The organism is Aurantiacibacter atlanticus (assembly GCF_001077815.2).
Lineage (GTDB): Bacteria > Pseudomonadota > Alphaproteobacteria > Sphingomonadales > Sphingomonadaceae > Alteraurantiacibacter > Alteraurantiacibacter atlanticus.
Genome location: NZ_CP011310.1, coordinates 1,024,540 through 1,042,981, shown reverse-complemented (window position 1 = coordinate 1,042,981; position 18,442 = coordinate 1,024,540). Strand labels below are relative to the sequence as shown.

Here is an 18,442-nt window from a genome sequence, read left to right as displayed (position 1 = left end):
CTATGGCTGAGCCTTGCCAACCATGCGATCGCTCACGTGTTGCCGAAACTGAACCTCTTGTTTTATGGCGATTTTCTTTCATTCATGCAGCTTAGGCTGCGTCCGGTGTGCATCTCGTCCCCAATTGCACAGGTTGTGACCAGTGATCCTTGCCGTTCTGCTCCGAGGGTCATTGCTGTCCTTTACCAAGGGAGCGTGAGCAACCCTTTGGCATTGGTCAATGTCAGCAAGCGGAAGTGCCCTAACGCCTTCCCTAACAAGAGATCGCACCTGCGCGAGAGGGACCGGCCAAGGACCACGTGTGGAGCGGCAGGACCGGGGCATGTCGGTCTGCCGCGCGCGCTGGTCCGACCCGGTTCCGGTGCGCAAGTGCGTGCGGGGCCCAGGAGCAAATCAGGTCGCGCCCTTAGGAGCGCAGCATTAGCTGCGCGGGACAGAGCGCGTCCACAGCCCGCACTGTTTGGCGCCCAGCCATCTACCCTGGCGAGCATGAAAAAAGGGCGGGAACCGTTTCCGGCCCCGCCCTCTTCGGCGCTTCAATATTCGTCGAGCAGGCCCCCGTGGACCGTGTGCACTACCCGGTGTGCCAAGTGTGCCGGCAGGGCGTTGTAGTCGCCCTCGTCGAGTGCGAAGTAACCCAGATCGTCGTCCTCGATAACGTGCTGGTCGAAGAAGCTGTGCAATGCCCGCCGTTCGGCCGTTGCGAGTGCCTCGAAGTAGCTGTTCGAATTGGTCTGAACCGTTGCAAGTGTAGCCATGATATCCTCCTGATTTTGTCGGGAAGCCGACAGGAGGTTGGCGGACGGGGATGCGGCCGCCGGGTCACAGGATCGCCCGCATGGGCGACCGCGCCAGCGGCGGTGGGGGTAACGGTTTTGTCGGACCGCAGCGCAAGCGAAGGGGAGGCAAAATCGTGGGGCCCCGCCGTCCTTGACGCGGTGGTTGCAGCCCCGTCAGCATGGGAATTCCGTGAGCCAGGACCCTCTCACCTTTCCTCTAGGCGCGAGGTCAGATTCCATTTTCCTACATGCCTGTATCCGGGGCAGGATGCGTGCGGGCTGCCGCCACAAGGGGATTTTGGAAAGGACCCCCATATGCCGTCGCAACGAAGCGCGATTGCCGCATTGAAGAAACTTGAAGCCGACCGGGAAGCGCTCGACCAGCGCCAGCGTGACCTCGAAGAGAAGGCTGCCATTGAGCTGGGCCAGATGTTTCTGGGCACCGGTATCGAGACCTTCTCGAAGAAGGGCATCAGGAAGGCCGGCGAACTGCTCGGCAAGCTGGGCGAGGAAGAAGGCCTGCGGCGGCTGGAAGCAGCGCGTCCTGCTCCCGCTCGCGAGCCCCAGACATCGGCCGGTTAGAAAAGGAAGAGGGGCGCTGTCCGGTCTGGACAGCGCCCCTCTGATGGGGATCGATGATGTTGGAAGTCAGTCGATCTCGGGAGCGTCGGTGTTGTCGTTATCGTCGCCAGCTCCGTCCCCTTGGCCGTTGCCGCGGGAGAGGAAGTCGACCTTGTCGGCGAGGATCTCGGTGCCGTAGCGCGTGACCCCGTCCTTGTCCTCCCACTGGGTGTAGTGGATGCGGCCCTGGACACTTACCAGCTGGCCTTTGGAGCAGTACTGGCCGACGGTCTTGGCGAGGCCGTTGAAGCAGGTCACCCGGTGGAACTCGCTTTCCTTGGCGGTGTAGCCGTTCTCGTCCTTGTAGGTCTTGCCATCCTTGTCGCGTGCAGGGCGATCGGTGACGACGGTGATCCCGGTGACATTGGTGCCACCCTTGGTCTCGCGGGTGTCAGGATCGCGGGCGATGCGGCCGGTGAGGATTGCGATATTGGTCATGATGGTAGTCCTTCAGTTCCTCAAACCGGAGACCATCTCCGGCTTGCGAACATCCAGAAGAAGCAGGGCATGGGAGGACTGCACCGCAGGCCTGAAGGGCCGAAGGGGAACCTGTTCATGACGGGTGGTGCGGGCAGGCGCGCCCAAGCGATTGCAGCAAAAGTGGGAACCGGTTTTGCGTCTGCAATCGCGAAAAGGGGCGAGCCAACACGGCCGGAAAGGAACGGGTTGCTGTCCTCGGCTGACCTGGTTCAGGACTGTTCGCGAAGAAAGCCGGATGGGTATCGGGTGCGGTTTGAAGGCTCACGTGACCCTGCTGCCATCAGCTTACCCCATCGCCCTCCGATGCTGCCAGCAGATCCATGAAGTTGCGGGCTGCTTCCCGGTCTTCCTCGCTTTCGAACGCCACATCGAGATCGGGGGCAGACCCGAACATGTGCAGGAACGACCACAGTGCAAAGCGCTTGCCCCGGTCCTCCTCAAGGCCAAGATCGACCCGGCAGTGCTCGATGCCGGCTTCAAAGGTGTCGGGAGCAACCTTGGAGAGGTCGGTGGTGGCAAAGTAGCGCTGTAGCAGATCGTCAAGTTGCATTCGCACAAGATAGGACGGCGATTGGCAAATGCACATGTGTTTGCGAAGCAACGCCCGATCCCTTCGGCAGTTCAGGGAATTGATCCTTGTCCAACGAGCCCCATCACACCCCAAAGGGTGGGCTGGTGAAGGAAGTTCGGGATGACGAAAATTAAAGGACAGAACGGTGGCCCGGGCGGCCGGAACGAGCACTATGATGTCGGATCACGCAAGAATGTGCCGCGCCGGAATATCGTGGCAGAAATCAAGCGCGGCGAGCACCCCGGCGCTCATGTCGTGAAGATCAACGACAAGGAATGCCCGCGACAATCCTGATCCGTCCAAGAGCGACAACGTCAATCGCGGCAAGTAAGCGGCTGGCCGGGAAGCGGCGTTAGCCGCCCCGTGGGGATGTTCCCAGCGGACCGCGGCGATCGACCACGGTGATCCGGCGAGCCTTGGCATCAATCACAAGCCGTTCGGATACGCCATTGCCCGGAAAGGCGACGACATAACGTGGATTTAGCGAGAGCATCTGCTCGTTGCGCTTGAACCCGGCGCGGGCACCGAGACGACGATCGAGCGAATAGGTCAGTTGCTGAACCTCGCGGCGTTCGGCCCAACTCGCTGCCAGGCGATCGGCACCCTTGCCGTCGCCGCCATGGACCAGGAAGAGATCGGGAACCACATCGCGAACCTTGTCCAGCGTCGCCCAGATATTGTCGGCATAGGCACGCGCATCCTCGGCGTTCTCGAAGCTCTGACGACCACCGGCAAAGACGACGGGAGTGCCTTCCGGGATCAGGGCATGACGACGATTTTCCGCGCGTGCGCGAAGGAAATCGCGCGCATCGATCACCGCTGAGGTAAGGTGGCGCGAATGGCTCGTGCGCGAGCCGGAAACGGGCTTCCATGAAGACCCGGTCTCGTCGCGATAGAGTGCTGCCGCAGCCTCGCGCATCTGCTCGAAGGCCAGCATGCTGGCTTCGGCAGCCTGCGCGCGCTCGACCTGCTCTTCCAGATTGCTCGAATGCACTTCGGAACCATCGGCGGATGCGAGCAGGACCCGTAACTCGTCGCTGGCTCGGTCCAGCTGGGTCGACTTGCGGCTGGCTGCGCGGTGGAAGAGATTGACCACGCCCCAGGCAATATCCTCGGCATCGGCCTCCAACGCAGTGTCGGAGAACATCGCAAAGAGGTCGGACCAGACTGCGGCCAGCGTCTGGTCGATGGCGTCTTCGCAGGGAAAGTCGGTTGCGTTGAAAGGCGCAGGTGCAATGGTAAAGCCGGACAGGTCAAGGCCGGCAAGCTGGGATGTAAAGCTGTTATACATGGTGCAATTCCTTCTGAGTAATGGCGAGGGCACCGAGGAAGAAGTCTCCCGCGAGAATGCCTGTTCGCCGTGCCCCAAAAAGGACCGGGAGAAAGGGATCGCCGCACCGCGTCAGCGGGGAACCTGCGCAAGGCAAGGCTGGCGCGGGCCACACGGGCCGTAGCCTTGCGCGGGTTGCGGCGGAACCTGGCCGGTCCAGGGGCGAGGGTTCAGCGAACAGGCTGGCAGGAGCTTGGCAGGTGCAGGCGCGCTCAGGAGGTTGCCGCCAATGCTCAGCCGAGCGATGGCAGTCCGAACTGTTCAGGCGTGTACGCCAGAACATCGCCATGCGGAAAGGCGGCTATCGCGGTCAGGCGCTTGCCCTCAAGACGAAGGTGCCAGCCCCGTCCGTGATCGGGTGCAGACTGGCCAAAGCAAGCAGGATCAAAGAGCGCGACATTGAAGCCATTTGGCTCTCGCACCGATTGCGCGCGAATGGCCTGCCCTTCCGCCTCGCGTACTTTTGCTGCGATGTCCTGGCAGGCGGAGTAGTCGACCGGCTCGGTCCATCGCTCTCGCTGCGCATCGAAGGGAGACTTTGTGAGGTCTAGCAAACGGGTGATGGCTAGAGGCACAGAAAAGCTCAGGTACTCGCTGGTGCGGTTGCCGTGCACAAAGCCCGGTGAGCGGCTGAAGAAACGAAGACGCCAGTACGCGGTCTCGGCAATAGCCGTGCGCTCGGCTTCACTGGCGTAGAAGATACCGGGCCGCTCGATCGGCCGGCGAAAACGGCTGGCCACTGTGTGACCATAGCGAAAAGGAGAAGCGAGCAGATAGTGGAGCCCCTGTGCTGCCTTCGGCAGATCGGGCTTGGCGCTATCTGCCAGTTCCTCGAGCCGATGTTGCTCGGCAAGGTCACCCGTCAGCCTATTGGTGGAAATCCGGTGCTGGGCCTCCACCACGCGCCACACAGCCCGGCGATAGCAGCGAAACTCAGACGCGAGCGCGGTAGGCGTCGACATAATCGCAGACAGTCATCAAACCCTTGAAGCTGTCGACCAGATCGATTGGACGCGCGTCCAGGTCGACATTGCGCGTCGCCAGCCAGGAGCGTGCCGCCATGTCATCGCTGCCGAGCAGGGCATCGAGCGAGCGAAACAGGCGCAACAAATATTGTGCTGCCTCAAATGACTTGCTCGCCGGATCGAGTTCGGCCTTGCCGGCGCGCAGGCGCGAAACCGTCGCGGCCGAGAGGCCGAGAACACTACCGAGCTTGGCATTGGTCAGCCCCCAGAACTCCCCAATACGCGCAATCGCAGAGGTGAGCAGCTTGCCGTCATCGGGTTCGAGTTCAAGCGGCTGTGTTGCCATAACGCTTCCTTTCATATGCACGATATATACATTCAGCGCTCAAATGCAACATTATGGGCGCTTGAACACTGCTTCGCCATTCGAGAACCGACCGACCAGGCGCAGCTTGCCAAACAGGTCGATGAACCTGCCCGACACCTGGCCAAGCCAGTGCCGTGCTCTCGCCGTTCGTGGTTTGTAGAAATCGGCCTCCCAATACCGGGGATCGTCGCGCTCGACGAGCCAAATCGCGGCAAGGCCGCAATAGGTCGATACGCCGCAATCGGCATAGGCGTTGCGCAGGAGGATACGATCCTCGCGGTCGCGCCATCCATCGAAGCGCTCGAAGCTAGGAAAGGCCGCCTTCGCAACATCCATGATCTCGTCGACGAGGCACTCGTAGACCCAGTCGACATCGTCGTCTTCGCTGTCATCAAGCAGGCGAAAGGCCACCACGGAGCCGGTCGGATAGCTGACGGAACGTCCCATATCCGGTCTCCCGCTCAGGCCGCATGGGCAAGGTCGATATCGTCCTCGCTTCCGCAGGATCGGTGACCACCCAGTTCGAGGAGCAGGCTCGCTGCTTCTTCTGCCTTTGCCGCAGCCGTCAGAATTGCGCGCTCGTCCGATTTGAGGATTTTGAGCCAGGACGCGATGTAGCTGGCGTGATGGTCGAGGTGGGTAACCGGAAGTCCCAATTCAGCTCCAAGGATGGCCGAGGAGAGCTCAGCAATCAGTTCCTCGGCGGCATAGGCGTCGCTGCCGAAACGGTTTTTGAGATCGCGGTCGAGCCGCGAAGAATGTCCCGTCCAGTGCGACAGCTCATGCGCGAGTGTCGCATAGTAGTGGTCATAGGCTTCGAAGAGTTCGGTTGGCGGCATGGTGACGCGGTCGCGCAGCGGCTCGTAATAGGCCTGAGCACCATGATGGCGCAGTTCTGCGCCGATTTCGGCGAAGAAGGCATCGAGCCGGTCTTCGCGCCCTTCAGGCTCAAGCGCGGCAACCAGTGGCTTGGGATGGTAGAACTCCGGGAGGCCATCGCACTGGTCGGCATTGAACACCGCATAGGCCTTGAGCACGCGCCGGTTTTCGGTGTCTACTTCGCCTTCGGGGCTTTCGACTTTCTTGGTGTAACTCTTGTAGAAGATCGCGATGGTCGATTTCTCACCCTTGCGGACCTGGCCCCCGTGCGCCTGACACTGGCGGTAGGTCATCCAGTAAGGCGAGGCATAGCCACAAGCATCGGCCACCATCCAAAGCCAGAAGGTATTCATGCCGCGATAGGGCGTCCCGCAAGAGCGCATGGGCCGCGAGACCGGCACACCGCGCCATGGCTTGACCCAGGGCTTGGTGCCTTGCTCGAGCTTTTCGATGATGGCGGCGGTGATGCGCTGGGCTGGCGAAGCTGAAGCAGTGCGGCGGGACTTGGTCATGGGAGGTCTCCTGATCGCCGGAACGGACATGCCCCGGTTCAGGAAGAGCAAAGCTCCCTCTCCTCTCGCCTCTCTGAAACGGGCGACAAACGGGGGAAACGCGAAAAGGCGGCCCATCCCGAAAAGGACGGACCGCCCGCCGAGTGACCTGGACCTGTCAGGAGGGGTCAGGCAGCCTGCTCGGCAATTTCGTCGGTCCCATCGCTGCTGACCGTTTCATCGGCGTGGTCATCAGCCGACGCTTCTTCCTCGAGATCGGCTGGAACGTCAGCATCAGTGAACCGCATAATCGAAGGGACCCAGGCCTGCGCCCGTTCCTTGGCGTCGGGCTCGCCGATGAAGTTGCCCGAGAAGATGCGCTCGGCAGCGCTCGCCAGTTCCGCCTTCTTCGAGGCAGCATAGCGACTGACAAGTTCCGGACCGCCAGCGGCATCGAGCGCTTCGAGCGTACGGGCCTTGGCCACGCGGTCGAAATAGTTTGCCGCGGTGGGACGCCACCAATGCGCGGTCTCGATTTCGAGCAACGAGCCGAGCGCCTCGTGCATCGGCACCGAGCGCTCGCCTTCGCAGGCAAGACTGGCAACCAGCGTGCGGGATACGACATGGCCAAGCCAGGCCGAGCGCGCCTCGTCGGTTAGCGCCCGGAACCTGGCAAATCGTTCGACATCACTTTCATCCGCACGCCAGCTTTCATCGAGCGACCCGGCGAACTCAGCTAGCGCGGCACTAGCCGGTGCATCCTTGGCCTCGAACCCGGTAATCGGGCCGGACGCGACTGAGCCGACAAGTGTCGACGCCTTTTTCGCGCGCCAGTCGTGCCCATCGGCATCGGCGAGCGTGAAGACCATGAAGTCGAGAGCAAGCGCTGGATCGTTCGCGAGATGGATCGCCAGGATGTCGCGGCGCTGCATCGCGAGCTCGTCGAGCAGTCGCTGCGACAGCGAACTGCCCTTGGACCTTGGCCCACCGCTCTCTTCCACTGCCTCGATCGCGCCATCTTCGTCGGTAATGACCTCCGTCTCCGTGTAATATTGCGGGACAAATGTCGGCTCGCCATCGCGCGAGAGGACGATGAAGGCACCTGCTTCGGCCTTCAGTTCATTGGCAAGCACGGGGGGACGATCATTGAGCGCGCGCATCGAGCGGTCGATCACCACCAGTTCCAGTTCGGCCTTGGCGACCTCGTCCTCGTCGCTGTCTTCGTCTTCGAGCACGGCGGCGACGCGGTCGTAGTCAGCCTCGAGCTCGCCGAGCTCTTGTACTTCCTGTTCGGTCATCGGCGCAGGCTCGCAAGGCAGACGGCCGAGACCTTCAACGAGGTCATGGCTGACATAGGTGCCAAGCGTCGGCCGAACCCAAGCAATGCCATGTTCGAGGGCAGTCTTTTCTGCCGCCTCTTCCATGGCCTTGTGCGCGAGGTCTTCGAGCAGCGCGACATCGATCCAGCTTTCGCTGGCATCATCATCGAACAGTTCGCGCTCGATCCGGCCACCCGCAGCGAGGTAGGCATCGCGACCGACAAGAACAGCGCGTGGATCGGAACCGCGCACCGTGGCATCGAGCACCATGCGGCGGATCGTGTCCGGCGTGATCTGGTACCAAGCATCTTGCAGCTCGGCATAGACATGCGCCTGGCGCTCGACGTCCGAGATCGCGCCGTAGGCCTTGGCCATGTCGAGCGTGATCGTGCCTTCGGCGAGGGCTTCGAAGACGCAGGGCGCGAGACTTGCCAAACGCAGACGTCCTTCGACGAACCGGACGGTGAGGCCGAAGCGGCGCGCCACGTCTTCGGTGGTAGCCCCCGCCTCGATGATGGAAGCGAAGGCCTGCGCCTCGTCGGCCGGATTCATCGCGAGACGCTGGAAATTCTCGGCAAGGCTGGCCTCGCGCACTTCGCTTTCCTCGCCTTCGATGACGAGGCAAGTTACTTCGTGGTTCATCGGCAGGGTGCCCTCTTCGGCCAGCGCCTGCAGCGCGGCGAGACGGCGACCGCCGGCCTCGACCTCGAACTTGCCGCGCTTTCCTTTGCGTACGACCAGGTTCTGCAGCAAGCCGCGCGCGGCAATGTCTGCCCGCAGCTGGAGGTCGGCCAGCACGTCGCTCGACTTGCGAACGTTGCGCGGGCTCGCAGCGAGCTTCTTCAAGGGAATCGACTGGATCATGGGTGTTCTCCTGATGGAATGAAGGCGCAGGTGAGGATCACGAGGCCCACAAGCCCAAAGGGCTCCCTCCACTCTCATTCTGAGATTGGGGTCTGCCCGAGCAATCAGGCGGCAAGCGCGGGGAGGACCGACGAGGCTGCGGAGACTGGCACGAACAGCCGGGTGCGATAGCGGATGATCTCGGTGAAGCAGCCCTTCCCCTTGTACCAGTCGAGCCGATCGGGAGAGAACCCGGTCAGTTCAAGGCGCTGTTCGCCGCCGACCAGCGAGCGCTTCACGGTAAGTGCATCATGGCTTGCGAGGCCCAGCGGTTTGCCGCTGGCGAAGACGAGGTCGCCGATCTGCTCCGCCGATGGTCCGGCAACTCCGGAGAGGCCAAAGGTCTCGGCGATCGCAGCGAGATCGATATCGAGCACTTCGCGACCGATGATCGACTGGCCGTCCTCCGCAACGAGCCGGGTGACGCGGACATGATCGCCGGGGAGGCGTTTCCAGACCGGGAGCAGCAGCCCGGTGGCGAGATGGACGCGCTCGGTCACCGGTGAAGCGGCGGCCTCCTCTTCCTCAGCCCGCCAGGCGCTCGTAAACGCGGGCACACTGATTTCTTCCCAGTGGCTTTCAGCGAGTGCCTCGAGCGTCCAATTCGCGGACTTGAGCGGACGCAGCAGGCGCCGGCGTTCGATTACCGCCCCGTCATCTGCGATAAGACGACGGGCCGGAACCGACAGTGCGACTTTGCCCGAGCGCGTATTGCGCATCGGGATTGCGTGCGGGCTGCCGATCTCGTGCATCCGCACCAGGCGCTGCAGTCGAAGAGGCCGAAGATGCCTGGTCACTTCGAGCGAGACGAGGCGGGTCTCGGCTCCGGTCACGGGATCGGTGCGCAGGAGCTCATCGGCAAGCAATGTGAAGTGATCGACCCTGACCGTCTCGAGTCCTTGGTCGAGCGTTCCCGCCTCGCGCGCAGCTTCGATCCGCGCTTCGACCAGCCCGATATATTCTTCGAAGATCGCGTTTTGCAGTGCGATCGGCAGGGCGAGGATCCGGTTGAGCCAGCGCTGGATCGTGGGCAGATTGTCGGTCAGCCCGCCATCGGGGTTTTCAAGCCGGAGGCCGGTCATCTCGACGAAGTTCCCGAAACTCGTGGCTTCGAGCTTGCCGTCATAGAGCAGCTGGAACCAGCGGCTGAGCGCGTCGCGCGCATAGTCGCTTTCGAGATTGTCTGCCGGGTCGAACAGGTTCTGTCCGCCGGTCTGGCGCTGGCCGCGCGTAAGCGCGCCCAAAGCGTCGAGCCTGCGCGCAATGGTCGAGATGAACCGACGTTCGCCTTTCACGTCGGTGGTTACCGGGCGGAACAGCGGGGCCGAAGCCTGGTTGGTGCGGTTGGTACGACCGAGCCCCTGGATGGCGTTGTCGGCACGCCAGCCCGGCTCGAGCAGAAAATGAACCCGGCGCTGCTGGTTACGGCAGCCAAGGTCGGCATGGTAGGAACGCCCCGTACCGCCCGCATCCGAAAAGACCAGGACGCGCTTGGTTCCTTCCATGAAGCTTTGCGCTTCGGCGACATTGGCGCTCGGGCTTCGCCGTTCGAGGCGTTGCTGACCATCGCCGCCCGATACCAGCCTGCGGGTCCGGCCCGTGACCTCAGCCACGGCCTCGCTTCCGAAGTGCTCGATGATTGCGTCAAGCGCAGTGGCGATGGGAGGCAGCGCGCAGAGCTGCTCGATCAGCGCATCGCGCGCGGCAACGGCGCGCGGACAGAAAACCGGATTGCCCTCCAGGTCGCTCATCGCGTCGGAGCGAAGATTGCCTTCCTCATCGACGAAAACCTGCATCAGGCGAACCGGGAAGCTCTTGGCAAGGTAGTCGATGACGTATTCTTTGCAGTCGCAGTTTATGTCGAGCGTCGCAGCCGGAGGCGCGGGATTGCGTCGGTTCGTCATGATTTTACTCCAGATAATTGTGCGGTTGGGGCAGCGTGGCCGAAGGCTATGCCCGCTTGCGGACGTCGTTGAGCATGGCGATCAGAGTGTCTGACGGCGGCTTGAAGCGTCCAGGGCTGATTTCCGGCCCGCCATGCGCAGCCAAAATCCGCAGCTTCTCCTCTGAATCGGCGCGCAGATATGTTTCGGTGCTCTGGATGCTGGCATGTCCAAGCCATAGTGCGACCTTGCGAATATCGCCTGTCGCTGCGAGCGTGTGCATCGCGCAGGAATGACGCAATACATGCGGCGTGACTCGTTTGCGCAGCAACGACGGCTGCTTCTTTGCTGCCGCGTTGACATGTTTGGCGAGACGGAATGCGAAGCCATCGCGGGTGATGGGCTGCCCGTTCGCGTTGAGAAATACCTCGGCGACCTCAGTCTCAGGACGGATGACAAGCCATGCGCGGAGTGCGGACTGGGTCTCTTTCCATAGCGGCAAGACCCGCTCGCGACGGCCTTTACCCATGATGTGGACCGTCGAGAGCGATCGATCCGGGAAATCGCGCAGTTGCAGCGACACGAGTTCCGATACCCGAAGCCCCGCTGCATAGGTCAAGTGCAGCATAGCGCGATCGCGCGTACCGAGCCGTGTCCGAGGATCGGGCGCGTCGAGTAATGCCTTGATCTCGGCCCGGTCGAGATAATCGATCAGCGTTTTGTTTGCCTTCTTGCTGGGGATCGATCGAACCCGAAGCGCCTGGTCAAGACACGCCGGAACCCGATACTCGATGTACCGGAAGAAGGATCTGATCGCAGCGAGCCTGCCATTGCGGGTCCGCACACAGCTGCCGCGCTCGACCTCGACATGGCCGAGAAAGGCCATGATCATGTCGGTGCCGAAATCCTCGATCTCGAGATCGGTCGGTCGACGCTTCAGCCGATCGGATGCGAACCGGACCAGCAGGACGAAGCAGTTGGCATAGGTCTTCACCGTATGCGGGCTTACGGCGCGTTCCCGCGGCAGATGTTCGCGCAGGAAGGCTGTGAGATGGGGAGCAAGCGCCGTCATGCCGCTTCTCCCAGATACAGATCCTCGCTCGCGGCAGCGATGTCGCGCAGCAGCACTGGCGTGGCTTCGAGATACCAGTAGGTGTTGGCGACCGAGGTGTGACCGAGATAGACACTGAGCGCGGCCATGTGATGCGTCACGGCGTCCCGGTCCGGCGAGCAGGACTCGAGCGAGCGTACGGCGAAGGTATGCCGCAAATCGTGAAGCCGCATACCTGCAGTCCCGGTTGGTCCACGATATCCGAGCTGTCGCGCCAGCCTGACGAACACGACGTGGGCGCGGACCTTATGGGGTGCTCTTCCCCGGATCGTCACGAACAGATCGTTGCCCGTGGCACCGAGCCTTGCCCGGGTTGCGAGATAGGCCTCGAGAGCCTGACGGATTGATGGCTGCAAGGCGATTAGGCGCTGCTTGCCGAACTTGCCGTCGCGGACGATCAGACCGTCTTCGACCAGATCGTCGCACTGTAGTGCTAGAGCTTCGGAAATCCTCAGACCGGTCGCCGCCAGCAGACCGAACAGGTAATGATAGGTGAAGGGACTGATCATGCCCTTGGGCGGAAGATCGAGCGCCGCCTTCATGATCGCCCGGACCTGTTCCGGTTGGATGATGTGCGGCGTTGGTCGCGGACGCTTCCCCCGGCCAAACACACCGGCGGGCGGAACCTGGTTGGCTGGATCCTCGGCATGGGCAAACAAGCAGAAGTTGCGCACGAAAGTGAAGCCGGTCCGCGCGGTGTTCTGCGAAGTCGTCGCTCGGCACCAGTCGTAGATGCGGTCGATACGGGTGTGGCTGTCTCCGAAGCCAGTCGCGTAGGTGCCGAACTTGCGAAGCAGGCGCTCCTGCTCGAAAAATTTGCGACCGAGGCTGCGATGCAAAGCGACGTACCGCGAAATCTGTGCGTTTATCATGACAGGTCTCCGGGCCAGGGTTGTGCGATCTTCAAGAGCATCGGCAGATCGGTCTTGGCGTAAATGGCGGTGGTCTCGGGCGAGCTGTGGCGCAGGATGGTCCCGATGGACTCCAGGCCTGCACCAGAGCGCAGCATGTTGGTTGCAAGCGAATGCCGGAATATGTGCGATCCGGTCGGCAGACCTTCGATCCCGCCGCGCTCGAGTGTGCGTGCAACGATGCCGGCGATCTCGGCTGACGAACTGAATGGCCGGAACGGGGCTTGCGAACGCAAGAACAGGTGCGCTTCGATGGCCGTCGGGCGGGCCGCAGCAAGATATGCCAGGATCGCGTCGCCAACACCCTGTGGCAATGGCAAACGATCCGGTCGACGCGTCTTGCCCTTGACCTTCAGATGGCCGGATCGCCAATCGATATCGTCGAGACGCATATCCCGAATATCTCCTGCTCGCAGGCCAAGTCTGGCAAGCAGGAGAATGATCGCCTTATCCCGAACTTCCACCGGCCGACCTGTCGGGCAGGCTGCAATGATCCTCTCGATCGTTGCCGGGTCGATGTAGCGCGGCAATGCCGAAAGCCGGTATCTCCGTACGGAAGGCATTGCGTGCAGCAGCGCTGGGCGGCATTGGCCTCGGCCAATAAGAAACCGAAGATAGCTCCTCATGATCGTGGCGAGCAGCGAAGCCGATCCCGGGATCTCCTTGCTGCGACGCTCGAACGCATCTCGCAGAGTGGCAGCATCCCATTGTGCCGGCGCGCCGAGCATGGGCATCAGCCGCTCAATCTCTGCCCGGTATCGCCGGATCGTCTCGTCGGTCACGCCTCGATCCTGCCTGAGCCAACCGACATATGCCGCGACCTGCGGATCTTCGACCACCTTCACCGCGACCGGAGCGATGGCGCGCCGATCACGAAGAAACTCAACGAAGTGCCGTGTGCAACGCCGCCGTCGCTTCCTGCCGGAAGTGGTCAGCTTGCCGCGCTTGCGGAAAACCGGGCACCGACAATCGTGATCGGCATACTGTTTGGTGACCGTGTCATCGACATCGGTCCATGGACATCGCGATACCCGCAGCCAGGCCGCGAAGTGCTCCGCCTCTGAACGGTAGGCTTGCGCCACCCCCTTCGCGAGTTGGAGGCCATCGATCATATGCGAATAGTCAGCAAGATGACGCCCGAGATCGTAAATCCCATCGGCTACGTCGATGTAACCCTGGTCTTCGAGAAACCGGACAAAGCGCCTGACACGCGCCGCAAGATCGGCCTTGTAGGCTGTCGCTTGCGCTGAATACCTTGGGCACCGGCATCGATGCTGCTCAAAACGGCGCACGATGCGATCATCAACCGTCCCGAGCGCAATCCCGCGTAGTCCCAGCCAACACAGAAAATGGCGGATCGCTGCGCTGTACAGGACCGCACAGGCGGTTCCCTCTTCAACCGACAGAGAGGAGAGGAATGCACTGAATAGGGCGTTAGTACTGGGCGGCTCTCCAACCCTGCTTGGTGCAGGCTGAAACGACACAAATGATCTTGTTGGCATGGTGGTTCCTTCGACATGTTGAGGTCGAAGGACCGGTAATTATCTGGAGTAAAATCATGACGAACCGACGCAATCCCGCGCCTCCGGCTGCGACGCTCGACATAAACTGCGACTGCAAAGAATACGTCTAATGCTGAGCTCAGCATTAGACATATTCGCGAGGGGACAGATCGATATCGAGCGCTTCGCGTTCTTCCACGGTAAGGTCAGCAAGGCGCCGGTCGAGCATGGCCTCGGCGGTCGAGACCAGCTGCACGACCACCGAATGGTCCTCGCCAAGCGCCGCTTCCATCGCGGGGATCAGGCTCGGCAGTTTCATCGAGAGCAGGAGCTGGGCAAAAAACCGCTGCTTGGTGCCTTCGAAGATCGACAGTGCCGCAGCCTTGGCATTCCGGTTGAGGGTATCGCCGCTGTCCTCGTCGACCACGCGGGTTGCTTCGAGCGCCGCCTCGAGATTGCGGTGAATGATCGCCCAGGCCTCGGCATAGCCATCGTAAATCCGCACTTGTGCTTCGGTCAGGCAATGTTCGAGGATCTCGTACTCGACCCCGGCGAAGGACAGCGCACGGGCAAGATAGAGGCCCTGGGCCTTGAGGTCGCGGGCAACGAGTTCCATCGCCGCCACGCCGCCGGCGCGGATCTCGGTCATGAAAGCTTCGTGGGTCGGAAAGGCGGTCTCGGGTCCCCACAGGCCAAGCCGGGAGGTGTAGCCAAGATTGGCGATATCCGAGGCGCCGGTAGCAGACGCGTAGAGCACGCGGGCGCGCGGCAGATGATTCTGCAGCCTAAGCCCCGCCATCCCCTGTTCGGAGCCCTTGACCTTGCCGCGGGTTGAAGAGGACCCGAGTGCATTGGCCATGGCGTGGGCTTCGTCAAAGGCGATCACACCGTCGAATTCCTCGCCCGCCCAGGCAAGGATCTGGTCAAGGCGCGTATCCTCGGCGCGCCCCGAGCGCAGCGTTGGATAGGTGACGAAGAGAATGCCTTCGGACATCGTCACGGGGTAGCCGAGTTTCCAGCGGGAGAGCGGCTGGAGATCGAGCGGCAGCCCGCCTAGCGCTTCCCAATCTCGGCGCGCATCTTCGAGCAGCGCCTCATTCTTGGTGATCCACACGTGACGACGCTCGCCTGCCAGCCAGCGGTCCATGATGACTGCAGCGATCTGCCGTCCCTTGCCCGCTCCGGTCCCGTCGCCGAGGAAGAAGCCCTGTCGGTAGGAGTGTCCCTCTTCGGACAGTTCCAGCGCGGTGCCTTCCTGACTGACTTTGAACTGACCCGGGAGATCGCGCGCAAATGCCTGGGCGGCGTAGACCAGTGTCTCGCATTGCGCTTCGGACAAGAGGCCATTTGCCTGCCAACCTGCGGGAAGGCGCGGGCTGACGTCCGGCTGGGGCGCCGCGACCGAACCCATGGCGACGGATTCCACGAGCTGGGTGGGATGGACCGGAGCATCTTCGAACGCGATGCGGCTGGGACGGTAAGGCAGGTAGAAGCCGGTCTGTTCGGGCACCGGCGCGGGGTCGGCCAAAACCGAATAGGCAAGGTCGATCGCATTCGCTGTGGCTGCTAGTGTCGCAGCGAACGGTGCCAACGGCCGGACCGGCGTGCGTTGGATCGAAGTCTCGCCAACGAGGCGCACCGGCTTGCCGACTGGCAGGCGATGGAGGCCGGCGGAGGTCTGCGCTCGTGGCGGTAGCTCGGTGACAAGTTCGCCGAGCGGGATCAAGTCGCAGGTATCTCCGATGATCGTTGACGAGGACGCAGCCGGTACCTTGTCGAACACGACCAGGCGAACGGCGATCCCCGTCCCTGTACGGCGAAACATCTGCTGAAGGCGTACATCGAGGAGCAGCGACGCTTCATCCTGTGCCTTGGCGAAGGTGCCATCAGGCATGATGGCGACAATCCTCGCTCCACTTGCGGCGGACCGGATCGCGCTGCGCAGGTGGCGCTGCGCGGTATCGCCGTCCTTGCCGCGTTCCTGGCTGCGGGCGAATGGCGGGTTCATCAGCACGACCGAGGGAAGAGGGCCGCGATGCAGGTCGGCTATCAGTTCCCCGTCGTGCGCAGTGACCGTGGCCGAAGGGAAGATATGGCCCAGGCTGTCTCGTCTTGCCGGATCGATCTCGTTGAGGACCAACGAGGCGTTCTGGACGCTGCCCCAAAGAGCAAGGGCACCATTCCCGGCGGACGGTTCGAGCAAGGCGTCGTGCGCAGAAAGAGCTGCGGCCTTCGCCATCAGCCAGGCCAGCATCGACGGTGTCGAAAACTGCTGGAGCTCGACCTGTGCTTCGCTGCGAACGTGCCTCGGCGGCAAGGCTGCTTCGAGCCAGTCGAACCGAGCTTCGGCTTCGTGCACGCTTGTCGCTAGATCAATGCGAGAAGACTCGCGAAGCCAGAGCAGTGCGCCGATCTCGACCGCGTTGTTGTAGTCACCGATCGTCCAGGCGCTTCCCCAGTCCAGGGCGCCGGTTTCCTGGGCGAACAGGCCAGAAATGTCGGCACGGGTAAGATGACGTCCCGAAGCGAGAAGTTCGGCAATCCTGGTGCCGACCGCGTATGCCAGGGGCACTGACGGCATCTGTTCGCCGACGGGAAACAGGTCTGATTGAAACATGGCAATTCGTCCTCCTGATGGGGGCATCGGGACACGCCCTCTGCCGGATCAGGAATTCGAGAAGCCCTCTCTCCTCTACCGCGCCGCCTTGCGGCGCAGCCATTCTGTGAGTTCATCGTTCCAGTCAGTGTCGTGGGAGGATGGCTTGCGGACGTAAATCGTTCGTCCATCCCGCGCGTAGGCCGCGAGGCCACGCGACGCGGCCAGTTCGCCGCCAGCGTCCTGATCGACGAAGAGATGAAGGTCGGTCACGCTCTCAGGCACGCTGACAAGGCCGAAGCGCTCATTGCCCAGGGTCGCCCAGACGGGAATACCAGTAAGTGCGTAGGCCGACATCGCGCTCTCGATACCCTCTGCGAGGCCGAGCTTGCCGGAAACCGGAGCAAAGAGTCGGACAGCAGCTTCACCGAGCCCGCCGAGCGCGCGCTTCGGCTTGTCGAAGCCGGCCTTGGTACAGGCCTCGGTAGACAGGAATGTGCGGTGGATTGCGATCGGCCCACCGTCGAGGCTGACCGCCGCGATCATGGCCGGCAGAAAGCGGGTGCGTCCTTTCGGGCCCAAGGGCGTTCGCGGATGGAAGCGAAGAGCCGAAGATGCGGCGAGGATGCCGCGGCCCTCAAGGTAGGCCTTTGCCGGACTGGCACGCAGCGGCTGCGCTTCGCGCCAGATCCTCAGCGCAGCTGCCGAGGGTTTGCGAGTTGTGGTCGGCTCGGGAAGGTCAGCAGGTGTAGACCCTGAGAAAAGCGCAGGAACCTCGAAGCCTTCGCGTGCCAATGCGGACAGCACGCTCTGCTGATCGCACCCCGCAAAGCAATGGAAGAGGATAGCCTGTCGACCGAGCGACACACCGAGTGACGGCGTGCGGTCGTCGTGCGCAGGGCAGCATGCCATGCCCTTTGTGCCTGACCATTTGCCGCCGCGGCTTTCACAGATGCGCTTGGCCGTCTCGGCTAGCGGATGGCTGGTCGCGGTAACGGGCATAAGGGCTCCTTCGCAGGTTCGTGTCCCCCATGGCCGCTATCCTCCCCTCTCATCGATGGGCAGGACAAAGGATTTTCCTACATGTTCTATTTATGTTCTATTCCGATTCGCTGCAAGCGACAGGAGTGACTGCGATGAAACTGGCTGTGCTGATTGGATCGATGGCGACCATCGTCATTCCTTTGGCACCTTGCGCACAAGCGCAAGAGTTCACGATGTTGGAGCATCGGTATGAGCCTGCTGAATCCGGCCCAGAACAAAGCCATTGGATTGGCGATGAAACGCCATCGAGGGTGCAGCTTTCAGCATCCTATCGCGAAGCGCTCTACGAGCCGCTCATACGGAAAGCAGAAGCCCGGTATCGTCTTCCGCCCAAACTAATGCTGGCTCTGGTCTGGGCCGAGTCCCGGTTCAACCCGATGGCTATTAGTCCAGCTGGTGCAGCCGGCCTTGCCCAGCTGATGCCCGCAACGGCTCGCGAACTTGGCGTCAGTAATCGGCATGATCCAAACCAGAACATTGAAGGTGGCGCGCGCTATCTGCGCCAGATGTTGGACCGCTTTGGCGATGTTCATCTGGCACTTGCGGCTTACAACGCCGGCCCAGGCGCGGTGTCCCGCGCCGGTGGCATCCCCCGGAATGGGGAAACACCTGCATATGTCAGGAGCGTTCTTCGTCGATGGATGGCATACGGATCGTCATGAACACGAATCGAAAGCGGATCAGCGGGCG

17 protein-coding genes and 1 pseudogene are annotated in these 18,442 nt (G+C 62.2%); 3 read left to right on the top strand and 15 right to left on the bottom strand.

Going from position 1 to position 18,442, the window contains the following annotated elements; genetic code table 11:
- Positions 1-536 precede the first annotated feature (536 nt).
- Complete coding sequence (locus tag CP97_RS05095; RefSeq protein ID WP_048885055.1) at positions 537-758, bottom strand: hypothetical protein; 222 nt, start codon at positions 756-758, stop codon at positions 537-539.
- A 336-nt stretch (positions 759-1,094) separates the two neighbouring features.
- Between CP97_RS05095 and CP97_RS05090 the strand changes: the two genes are divergently transcribed.
- Complete coding sequence (locus CP97_RS05090; protein WP_048885054.1) at positions 1,095-1,361, top strand: DUF6437 family protein; 267 nt, start codon at positions 1,095-1,097, stop codon at positions 1,359-1,361.
- Between the two features lie 66 nt (positions 1,362-1,427).
- On the opposite strand, the gene CP97_RS05085 is transcribed toward CP97_RS05090, so the two are convergent.
- Together CP97_RS05085 and CP97_RS05080 are read right to left on the bottom strand one after the other, a co-directional pair.
- Positions 1,428-1,838 carry a single-stranded DNA-binding protein gene (locus tag CP97_RS05085; RefSeq protein ID WP_048885053.1) on the bottom strand — a complete coding sequence of 137 codons (411 nt, stop codon included), beginning with the start codon at positions 1,836-1,838 and terminating at the stop codon, positions 1,428-1,430.
- A 322-nt stretch (positions 1,839-2,160) separates the two neighbouring features.
- The gene (locus CP97_RS05080) at positions 2,161-2,430 is read right to left on the bottom strand and encodes a hypothetical protein (RefSeq protein WP_048885052.1); all 270 of its coding nucleotides are present in this window, start codon (positions 2,428-2,430) and stop codon (positions 2,161-2,163) included.
- 141 nt (positions 2,431-2,571) lie between these two features.
- Between CP97_RS05080 and CP97_RS16080 the strand changes: the two genes are divergently transcribed.
- A complete protein-coding gene (locus CP97_RS16080; RefSeq protein WP_149036420.1) occupies positions 2,572-2,745 on the top strand; it encodes a DUF3892 domain-containing protein in 174 nt (57 codons plus the stop codon).
- A gap of 58 nt (positions 2,746-2,803) precedes the next feature.
- Here CP97_RS16080 and CP97_RS05075 read toward each other — a convergent pair whose 3' ends face one another.
- The 12 genes and pseudogenes from CP97_RS05075 to CP97_RS05020 all read right to left on the bottom strand — a co-directional run bounded on the left by CP97_RS05075 (position 2,804) and on the right by CP97_RS05020 (position 17,710).
- On the bottom strand, positions 2,804-3,742 hold the full coding sequence (locus CP97_RS05075) for a DUF2493 domain-containing protein (protein WP_048885051.1): 939 nt from the start codon (positions 3,740-3,742) through the stop codon (positions 2,804-2,806).
- Positions 3,743-4,014: 272 nt separating this feature from the next.
- On the bottom strand, positions 4,015-4,743 hold the full coding sequence (locus tag CP97_RS05070; RefSeq protein WP_048885050.1) for an RES family NAD+ phosphorylase: 729 nt from the start codon (positions 4,741-4,743) through the stop codon (positions 4,015-4,017).
- Positions 4,715-5,092 (bottom strand): MbcA/ParS/Xre antitoxin family protein, encoded by a 378-nt coding sequence (locus tag CP97_RS05065; RefSeq protein WP_048886748.1) that lies wholly within the window; start codon positions 5,090-5,092, stop codon positions 4,715-4,717. The genes CP97_RS05070 and CP97_RS05065 overlap by 29 nt, the downstream gene beginning before the upstream one ends.
- Positions 5,093-5,143: 51 nt before the next feature.
- Complete coding sequence (locus CP97_RS05060) at positions 5,144-5,560, bottom strand: hypothetical protein (RefSeq protein WP_048885049.1); 417 nt, start codon at positions 5,558-5,560, stop codon at positions 5,144-5,146.
- A 14-nt stretch (positions 5,561-5,574) separates the two neighbouring features.
- Positions 5,575-6,504, bottom strand: a complete 930-nt coding sequence (locus CP97_RS05055) for an ArdC family protein (protein WP_048885048.1) — start codon at positions 6,502-6,504, stop codon at positions 5,575-5,577.
- Positions 6,505-6,671: 167 nt separating this feature from the next.
- Entirely contained in the window at positions 6,672-8,666 is a 1,995-nt protein-coding gene (locus tag CP97_RS05050; protein WP_048885047.1) for a ParB/RepB/Spo0J family partition protein, read from the bottom strand.
- 104 nt (positions 8,667-8,770) lie between these two features.
- Positions 8,771-10,570, bottom strand: a pseudogene (locus CP97_RS05045) (strawberry notch C-terminal domain-containing protein); the annotation flags it as partial.
- An 85-nt stretch (positions 10,571-10,655) separates the two neighbouring features.
- Positions 10,656-11,660, bottom strand: coding sequence for a tyrosine-type recombinase/integrase (locus CP97_RS05040; RefSeq protein ID WP_048884363.1), 1,005 nt, complete (start codon positions 11,658-11,660; stop codon positions 10,656-10,658).
- A complete protein-coding gene (locus tag CP97_RS05035) occupies positions 11,657-12,571 on the bottom strand; it encodes a tyrosine-type recombinase/integrase (RefSeq protein ID WP_006832488.1) in 915 nt (304 codons plus the stop codon). Before CP97_RS05035 ends, CP97_RS05040 begins: the two co-directional genes overlap by 4 nt.
- Positions 12,568-14,112: a tyrosine-type recombinase/integrase gene (locus tag CP97_RS05030; protein WP_038575219.1), complete on the bottom strand. Its 1,545-nt coding sequence runs from the start codon at positions 14,110-14,112 to the stop codon at positions 12,568-12,570. The genes CP97_RS05035 and CP97_RS05030 overlap by 4 nt, the downstream gene beginning before the upstream one ends.
- Positions 14,113-14,257: 145 nt before the next feature.
- A complete protein-coding gene (locus tag CP97_RS05025) occupies positions 14,258-16,729 on the bottom strand; it encodes a strawberry notch family protein (RefSeq protein ID WP_048885045.1) in 2,472 nt (823 codons plus the stop codon).
- 75 nt (positions 16,730-16,804) lie between these two features.
- A complete protein-coding gene (locus CP97_RS05020; RefSeq protein WP_048885044.1) occupies positions 16,805-17,710 on the bottom strand; it encodes a DUF7146 domain-containing protein in 906 nt (301 codons plus the stop codon).
- Between the two features lie 134 nt (positions 17,711-17,844).
- Here CP97_RS05020 and CP97_RS05015 point away from each other — a divergent pair, with 134 nt between their 5' ends.
- On the top strand, positions 17,845-18,414 hold the full coding sequence (locus CP97_RS05015) for a lytic transglycosylase domain-containing protein (RefSeq protein ID WP_048886747.1): 570 nt from the start codon (positions 17,845-17,847) through the stop codon (positions 18,412-18,414).
- Positions 18,415-18,442 lie beyond the last annotated feature (28 nt).